This window comes from Actinoplanes campanulatus (assembly GCF_014647795.1).
Lineage (GTDB): Bacteria > Actinomycetota > Actinomycetes > Mycobacteriales > Micromonosporaceae > Actinoplanes > Actinoplanes campanulatus.
Genome location: NZ_BMPW01000013.1, coordinates 276557 through 284088, shown reverse-complemented (window position 1 = coordinate 284088; position 7532 = coordinate 276557). Strand labels below are relative to the sequence as shown.

Annotated in this window: 4 protein-coding genes and 2 pseudogenes; 5 read left to right on the top strand and 1 reads right to left on the bottom strand. The window is 73.4% G+C overall.

The features are described 5' to 3' along the window. Positions 1-124: 124 nt before the first annotated feature. Positions 125-901 carry a class I SAM-dependent methyltransferase gene (locus tag IEZ13_RS25590; protein WP_183222360.1) on the top strand — a complete coding sequence of 259 codons (777 nt, stop codon included), beginning with the start codon at positions 125-127 and terminating at the stop codon, positions 899-901. Positions 902-952: 51 nt separating this feature from the next. Next, positions 953-1876 (top strand): annotated as a pseudogene (locus IEZ13_RS25585) (lysylphosphatidylglycerol synthase transmembrane domain-containing protein); the annotation flags it as partial. Positions 1877-2067: 191 nt separating this feature from the next. On the opposite strand, the gene IEZ13_RS25580 reads toward IEZ13_RS25585, so the two are convergent. Continuing rightward, complete coding sequence (locus IEZ13_RS25580; RefSeq protein ID WP_183222242.1) at positions 2068-2760, bottom strand: RibD family protein; 693 nt, start codon at positions 2758-2760, stop codon at positions 2068-2070. 130 nt (positions 2761-2890) lie between these two features. On the opposite strand from IEZ13_RS25580, the gene IEZ13_RS25575 reads away from it, so the two are divergent. The 3 genes and pseudogenes from IEZ13_RS25575 to recQ all read left to right on the top strand — a co-directional run. Continuing rightward, positions 2891-3544 carry a GTP cyclohydrolase II gene (locus IEZ13_RS25575; RefSeq protein ID WP_183222359.1) on the top strand — a complete coding sequence of 218 codons (654 nt, stop codon included), beginning with the start codon at positions 2891-2893 and terminating at the stop codon, positions 3542-3544. Between the two features lie 50 nt (positions 3545-3594). Then, entirely contained in the window at positions 3595-5523 is a 1929-nt protein-coding gene (locus tag IEZ13_RS25570) for a SpoIIE family protein phosphatase (RefSeq protein WP_229795009.1), read from the top strand. 36 nt (positions 5524-5559) lie between these two features. Further along, positions 5560-7398, top strand: a pseudogene (recQ, locus tag IEZ13_RS25565) (DNA helicase RecQ); the annotation flags it as partial. Positions 7399-7532 lie beyond the last annotated feature (134 nt).

The following is a 7532-nucleotide window of genomic DNA, read 5'->3' as shown; positions in this document are numbered from 1 at the left end:
GACCGGCAGTGGGAGCGGGACCGGCAGTGGGAGCGGGACCGGCAGTGGGAGCGGGACGCTCAGTGAGGGTGGGCCGATCAGTGGGGCCGGGCCGCGCGGTGCGGCGCACGAGCGGGCCGCGCCGATCAGCGGCGACGGCGAGGGTGACTTCAGCGCGGCCTGGCTGGCGCTGCGCGAGCCCGCCGACGCGGCCGCCCGGGCCGCCGAGCTGATCGGGGAACTGCCCGGACCGGTCCGGACGGTGCGCGACCTGGGCTGCGGGACCGGCTCGCTGGGGCGGTGGCTGTCCCCGCGGCTGCCGCTGCCCCAGCACTGGATCATGACGGACCGGGACCCGGCGCTGCTGCTGCGGGCCGCCGGGGACATGCCCGACGGGGTGACCGTCAGCACCCAGCGCCGTGACGTGACCGAGCTGACCGCCGCCGACCTGGCCGGCACCGACCTGGTGACGTGTTCGGCGTTGCTGGACCTGCTGACCGCCGCGGAGGTGGAGCGGCTGGCCGCGGTGTGCGCCGAGGCGAGGGTGGCGGCACTGTTCACGCTGTCGGTGACCGGCGAGGTGCGGCTCGCGCCGGACGACCCCCTCGACGCGGAGATCGAGGCGGCGTTCAACGAGCACCAGCGGCGCGCCGAGGGTGGCCGCCGGCTGCTCGGGCCGGACGCGCCGAAGGTGGCGGTCGCGGCGTTCGAGAAGGCGGGCGCCCGGGTGATCGTCCGGCCGAGCCCGTGGCGGCTGGGTCCGGCGCTGCCCGCGCTGACCGCCGAGTGGCTGCGCGGCTGGGTGGCGGCGGCCCTCGAAGAGCGGCCCGGTCTGCCGGTCGGCGACTACGTGGAACGGCGTCTGGCGTCGCTACCGCACGCGTCCGTGGGACACCAGGATGTTTTAGCGATCTTCAGCTGAACCTTAAGCCGCCGGTCGGGCGTACTAGTCCTCGAAGGCTACGAGGGGACGATGGACGTGACGCGATCGATCTGGACCTGGCTGAAACTGCTGGGCGGTGCCGGGATCCTGGCACTGGTCCTGTGGCGGTTCGGGACCGGCGCGTTCCTGGACGGATTGCGTGTGCTCGACACGGGCGCGCTGGCGGCGGCGCTGGGGATCGGCGCGGCGACCACGGTGCTGACCGCATGGCGGTGGTGTGTGGTGGCGCGCGCCCTTGGCATGCGGCTGTCGCTGAAGGACGCGACCGCCGACTACTACCAGGCGCTGTTCCTCAACGCCGCGCTGCCGGGCGGGATCCTCGGCGACGTGGGCCGGGCGGTCCGGCACGGCCGGGACGAGGGTGACCTGGGCCGCGGCGTCCGGGCGGTGGTCCTGGAACGGATCGCGGGGCAGGTCGTGCTGCTGGCGGTCGGCGCCGCGGTGCTCGTCTCCGTACCATCGCCGGTCTTGACCCTGATGAAGGGGAACGTGGCGCGGGTGGCCGCGGTGAGCGTGGGAGTCGCGCTGGCCGGCGTTCTGATCGTCGCCGGTCTGCGGCGGCTGCGGCGTGGGCGTTCCCGGGCGGCCGGCGCGGCCCGGACCGGGATGGCCGAGATCCGCGTGGGTCTGCTGTCGCGGCGCAACGGGCCCGCGGTGCTGCTGGCATCGGCCGCGGCGCTGGCCGGGCATCTGGCGATGTTCATGGTGGCGGCGCGGGCCGCGGGCAGCACGGCGTCACTGCTGGAGCTCGCCCCGCTGCTGCTGCTCGCGCTGCTGGCGATGGGCCTGCCGGTCAACGTCGGCGGCTGGGGTCCCCGGGAGGGGATCATGGCGTGGGCGTTCGGCGCGGCCGGGCTGAGCGCGGCGCAGGGTCTGACGATCGCGGTGGCCTACGGCATCCTGGCGTTCGTGGCGGCGGCGCCCGGCGCGGTGATCCTGCTGCTGCGCCTGGTGGCGCGCCGTCGCGAGCGGCCGGTGGCCGCCCCGGCGCTCCCGGTCGTCCCGGCTCTCGCGCTCCCGGTCGTCCCGGCGCCGGCCATGGCGCCGCTCCCGGTCATCGTGCCGCTTCCGGCCGATCGTGGCCGGCGGGTTCCGGTACGGGTGGGGGCGCGCCCCGCCTACTCCGGCGGGGTCGCGGCTTGATCTCAGGGTCGGCCGAACCGCTCGGACAGCGCGTAGCGCAGCAGCACCACGTCACCCATCGGGCGGACCTCGGCGAGAGTGGCCCGGTTGCCGGAGCTCCACGGGAAGTCGCCGTCGTAGACGAACCGCGGCGCCCGCGAGTCGCCGACGAAGAACGGGGCCACCACCAGCTGCAACTCGTCGGCGAGCCCGGCGGCGAGGAACTGGGTGTGCATGTGACCGCCGCCCTCCACCATGAGGCGGCGGATCCCGCGCGCGCCGAGGTCGGCGGAGACGCGGCGGACGTCCACCGGGTCACCGCCGTCGACCACGGTGGCCCGGTCGTCCAGCAGCTTCCGGGCCTCGTCCACGGTCGACGTGGCGCAGTAGACCAGCTTCGCGGACTCCCCCGTGGTGAAGAACGACGCCCCCGGATCGAGGTGGCAGCTACCGGTTACGGTGACCTTCACCGGGTCCGGATCTTCCCCACGGGCGATCCGCTCGGCCCGGCGGGTCGCGGAGCGCACCAGCAGCCGCGGATTGTCCTGGCGGATCGTGCCGGCGCCGACCAGGATCGCGTCGCACTGGGCGCGGACCTCGTCGACCCGGTCGAAATCCGCGTCGTTCGACAGGAGCAGCCGCTCCTGGGTCGTGTCGTCGACGTAACCGTCGATGGACATGCCACAGCTCAGCAAGGTGTAAGGACGCTCAGCCACCGATGACGCCTCCCGGGATTGTTCCTCACCATAATCCGCTGTGTGCGAGGGCCGATCTCCGGGCAGTGCATCTGACGTCGCCGAGCACGGCGGGAACCAACGAGGAGGACCGATGTTCGAGGCCACGGCCATGCATATGACGGTTGCCAAGGCGAGCATTCGCCGTCAGGTCACCGTGCCGCTGCGTTTCCCCGACGGCTACGCGACGACGGCCCGGGTGATGACCTTCGACGGGCTGGACGACGGCAAGGAACATCTGGCGCTCGGCCTCGGCGACTGGCAACGGGCCCTGACCAAGTCGGCGGCCGGTGGACGTGCCCCACTGGTCCGGCCGCACAGCGAGTGCCTCACCGGCGACGTCTTCGGCAGCCAGCGCTGCGACTGCGGTCCGCAGCTGCGCGAGGCCGTCGAACGGATCGCCGAGCAGGGCGGTTTCCTGCTCTACCTGCGCCAGGAGGGCCGCGGCATCGGCCTGTACGCGAAACTCGACGCGTACGCGCTCCAGGACGACGGCCTCGACACCTACCAGGCGAACGTGGCGCTGGGGCGGGGCGAGGACGAGCGCGACTACACGGCGGCCGCGCAGATGCTGCTCGCCCTCGGTGTCGACCGGGTGCGGCTGCTCAGCAACAACCCGGACAAGGCCGGCCAGCTCGCCGACCTGGGGATCGACGTCACTCAGCGGATCCCGACCGGGGTGCACCTGTCCGCGGCCAACGTCCGCTACCTGAGCGTCAAGGCGTCGCACACCGCCCACACCATCGATCTGCCCCTGGCCGAGTGACGTTCGGCGCCTTCTAGCGGCGGGTCCGGCACGATGGCATGGTGACGAGCGTGAACGTACCGGATGCCGGTGAGCTCGACGCGATGATGGCCGCGGTCGATCAGCTGCCCTTCATCGTCGCCGTGTGCGAGGGGCCGGACCTGCTGCTGGTGGCGTGCAACGCGGCGACCCGTGCCGTCCTGCCCGGGCGCGACATCCTGGGCCGCCCGATCCGGGAGGTCATCGCCGACCTGGCCGGACAGCAGTATGTGGACGCCTACCACGAGGTGTACCGCACCGGGGAGCCGGTCATCGGGCGGCAGTGGCGGACCCACATCGACCAGCCCGACGGGTCGGCGCTGGAGATGTTCGCGACGTTCACGATCGTGCCGTGGCTGGACGCGGACGGCCGGCGCCGTGGCGTCATCGGGGCCGGGTTCGACGTCACCGAGCTGGCCCGCACCCGGCTGGCCGCCGAGGCCGAGGCGGACCGGCTGCGCCGCCGCTACGAGCAGAGCCGGGACGTGATAAACGCCCTGCAACGGGAGCTGCTGCCGGCCGGGCTGCCGGTGCTGCCGGGGTTGCAGGTGGCGGCCAGCTATCTGCTCGCCGACGCGGACACGGCGGCCGGCGGCGACTGGTTCGACGTGGTGGCCCGGCCGGACGGGCGGGTCGCGCTGGTGGTCGGCGACGTGGTGGGGCACGGGGTCACCGCCTCCGGAGTGATGGGACAGCTGCGGGCGGTGCTCCAGGAACGGCTCGACGCCGGGGCCGGCATCTCCGAGGCGCTGGCCGCCGCGGACCGGTTCGCCGGGCGGGTCCGGGCGGCGTACGCGGCGACGGTGTGCCTGGCCGTCTTCGACGCGGCCACCGGGGAGCTGTCGTACTGCACGGCCGGCCATCCGGCGCCGCTGCTCATCCCGGCCGGCCGCGACGCCCGCTACCTGCCCGGCACGTGGGGCGTCCCGCTCGGCACCGGCGGAACGTTCCCGGTCCGCACCGAACGGCTCGCCGAGGGCGACCTGCTGCTTCTCTACACCGACGGGATCCTGGAACGGCCCGGCAGCGGGCGCGACGGCACCCTGGACAGTGCCGCCGAACTGGCGCACGTGGCGGCGGACGCGGCGGCCGGGCGGGCGCTACGGGACCCGGAGACGGCCGCCGAGCGGGTCTGCACCCAGACGCTGGAGCTGCTGGTCCGTACCGGTGGGCACGCCGACGACATCACGTTGCTGGCCGCCCAGCGTGTCCCGGCCGTACCGGAACTGACGATCGATCTGCCCGCGGAGGCGTCGGCGCTGCGCGGCGCCCGCGGCCGGCTGGCCGACTGGCTGACCGAGATCGGTGCGGCCGAACACGACGTCTTCGCCCTCCAGCACGCCGTCGGGGAGCTGGCCACCAACGCGATCGAGCACGGGTACGGCGGCGACCCCCGCCGCGACGTCGTCGGGATCCGGGCCGGGCTGGACCGCACCGGCACGGTCGAGGTGACGGTCACCGACCACGGCGGCTGGCAGGCGCCGCAACGGCAGCCGGCTCGCGGCCGGGGCCTGGCGCTCACCGCCCAGCTGATGCGCAGCCTGCGGGTCGAGCCGGGCGCCGACGGCACCGTCGCCACCGTCCGGCACCCGCTGGCCCGCCCGGCCCGGCTGCTGGTCCGCTTCGACGAGGCGGCCGTCGTCGTGCCCCGCGCCACCGAGCTCACCATCGCCGAGCTGCCCGGTGGGAATGAGGCCCGGGTCCGCCTGGACGGCCCCGTCGATGCCGCGTCGGCGCAGCAGGTCCGGCAGGAGCTGCTGCGCCGCAGCCGGGGCGGCACCGTGCCGATGACCGTCGACCTGTCCGGGGTCAGCCATCTGGCCAGCGCCGGGGTGTCCGCGCTGCACCAGGTCGCCGAGAGCCACCACGACGACAAGGCGCCGCTCGTCCTGGTCGCGGCCACCGGTTCCCCGGCTCAGCGGATTCTCGACCTGGTCGGTCTCCCGTCATCCACAGGGTGAATCCGATCATCCGTTCGGCTCTCTAGACTTCGCGGGGTGACTTCGGCCCCCTCGCTTTCCGTGTCCAGCGCCACCGACGCCCTCAACCGGGTCTTCGGCTACCCGTCGTTCCGTGGGCAGCAGGGCGACATCGTCGAACACGTCATCGGCGGCGGCGACGCCCTCGTGCTGATGCCCACCGGCGGCGGCAAGTCGCTGTGCTACCAGATCCCCGCGCTGGTCCGGCCCGGCACCGGCGTGGTGGTCTCCCCATTGATCGCGCTCATGCAGGACCAGGTCGACGCGCTGCGCACCCTGGGCGTCCGGGCGAACTTCCTGAACTCCTCGCAGGACCTGCAGGAGCGGCGCGTCGTCGAGGCCGAGTTCGTGGCCGGCGAGCTCGACCTGCTCTACGTGGCGCCCGAGGGCCTGGGCACGGCCGGTGTGCAGCGGCTCCTCGACCGGGGGAGGATTTCGCTGTTCGCCATCGACGAGGCGCACTGCGTGTCGCAGTGGGGCCACGACTTCCGGCCCGACTACCTGGCCCTGTCGATGCTGCACGAGCGCTGGCCGGACGTGCCGCGGATCGCGCTGACCGCCACCGCCACCCCGGCCACCCGCGACGAGATCGCCACCCGGCTCCAGCTCACCGACGCGCGGCACTTCACCGCCAGTTTCGACCGGCCCAACATCCAGTACCGGATCGTGCCCAAGAACAACCCGTCCCGTCAGCTGCTCGACCTGCTGCGCACCGAGCACGCCGGCGACTCCGGGATCGTCTACTGCCTGTCCCGCGCGTCGGTGGAGAAGCACGCCGAGTTCCTCTCCCAGAACGGGATTCCGGCGCTGCCGTACCACGCCGGCCTCGACGCGCGGACCCGCTTCGAGAACCAGTCGCGCTTCCTGCGCGAGGACGGGCTCGTCATGGTCGCCACCATCGCCTTCGGCATGGGCATCGACAAGCCGGACGTCCGCTTCGTCGCACACCTGGACCTGCCGAAGTCACTGGAGGGGTATTACCAGGAGACCGGGCGCGCCGGGCGGGACGGGTTGCCGTCGACGGCCTGGCTGGCGTACGGGTTGCAGGACGTGATGCAGCAGCGCCGCATGATCGAGGGCTCCGAGGGTGACCTGGCGTTCCGGCGCAACGCCGCCCGCCACCTGGACGCCATGCTGGCCCTGTGCGAGAGCGTCACCTGCCGGCGGGCGCAGATCCTCCAGTACTTCGGCGAGACCTTCGAGAAGGCGTGCGGCAACTGCGACAGCTGCCTCAACCCGCCGGAGTCGTGGGACGGCACGGTGCCCGCGCAGAAACTGCTGTCCACGGTGTACCGGCTGCACAAGGAGCGGGGACAGCGGTTCGGCGCCCAGCAGAGCATCGACATCCTGCTCGGCAAGCGCACCGACAAGGTGAGCCGGTTCCGCCACGACCAGCTGACCGTCTTCGGGATCGGCGCCGACCTGAGCGAGGTCGAGTGGCGCAACGTGGTGCGGCAGCTGCTGGCCGGCGACTTCCTGGCCGTCGAGCCCGCCCACCAGACGATCACGCTGACCGCGCGCAGCGGTGAGGTGCTGCGCGGGGAGCGGAAACTGTTGATGCGCCGTGAGGTGGCGGCGCCACGGGCGGCCCGGTCCTCCTCCCGGGCCGCGACCAAGGCGGCCGCCGCCGCGCCGGTTGATCTCTCCGGGGAGGCGGTGGGTCTCTTCGAGCGGTTGCGGACCTGGCGCGGCGCCACCGCCAAGGAGCAGGGCGTCCCGGCGTACGTCATCTTCCACGACGCCACGCTGCGGGCCGTCGCGGCTCTGGCGCCCACCTCGCTGGACCAGCTCGGGACGGTGAGCGGGGTCGGCCAGAGCAAGCTCACCAAGTTCGGTGACCAGGTCCTGGCCGTGGTCCGCGGCGAGCCCCTGCCGGACACCGCCGCGGCCGACCTCTCCGGATCCGCCCCGGCCCCCGCTCCCGGCCCCACTGCGGCCCCCGCTTCCGGCCCGGCCTCGGCTCCCTCTTTCACCGATCGGGGTTCGGGTCG

Coding starts and splice junctions, on each gene's coding strand:
- IEZ13_RS25575 (WP_183222359.1), top strand. CDS start 2,891: ATGCATATGACGGTTGCCAAGGCGAGCATTCGCCGTCAGGTCACCGTG.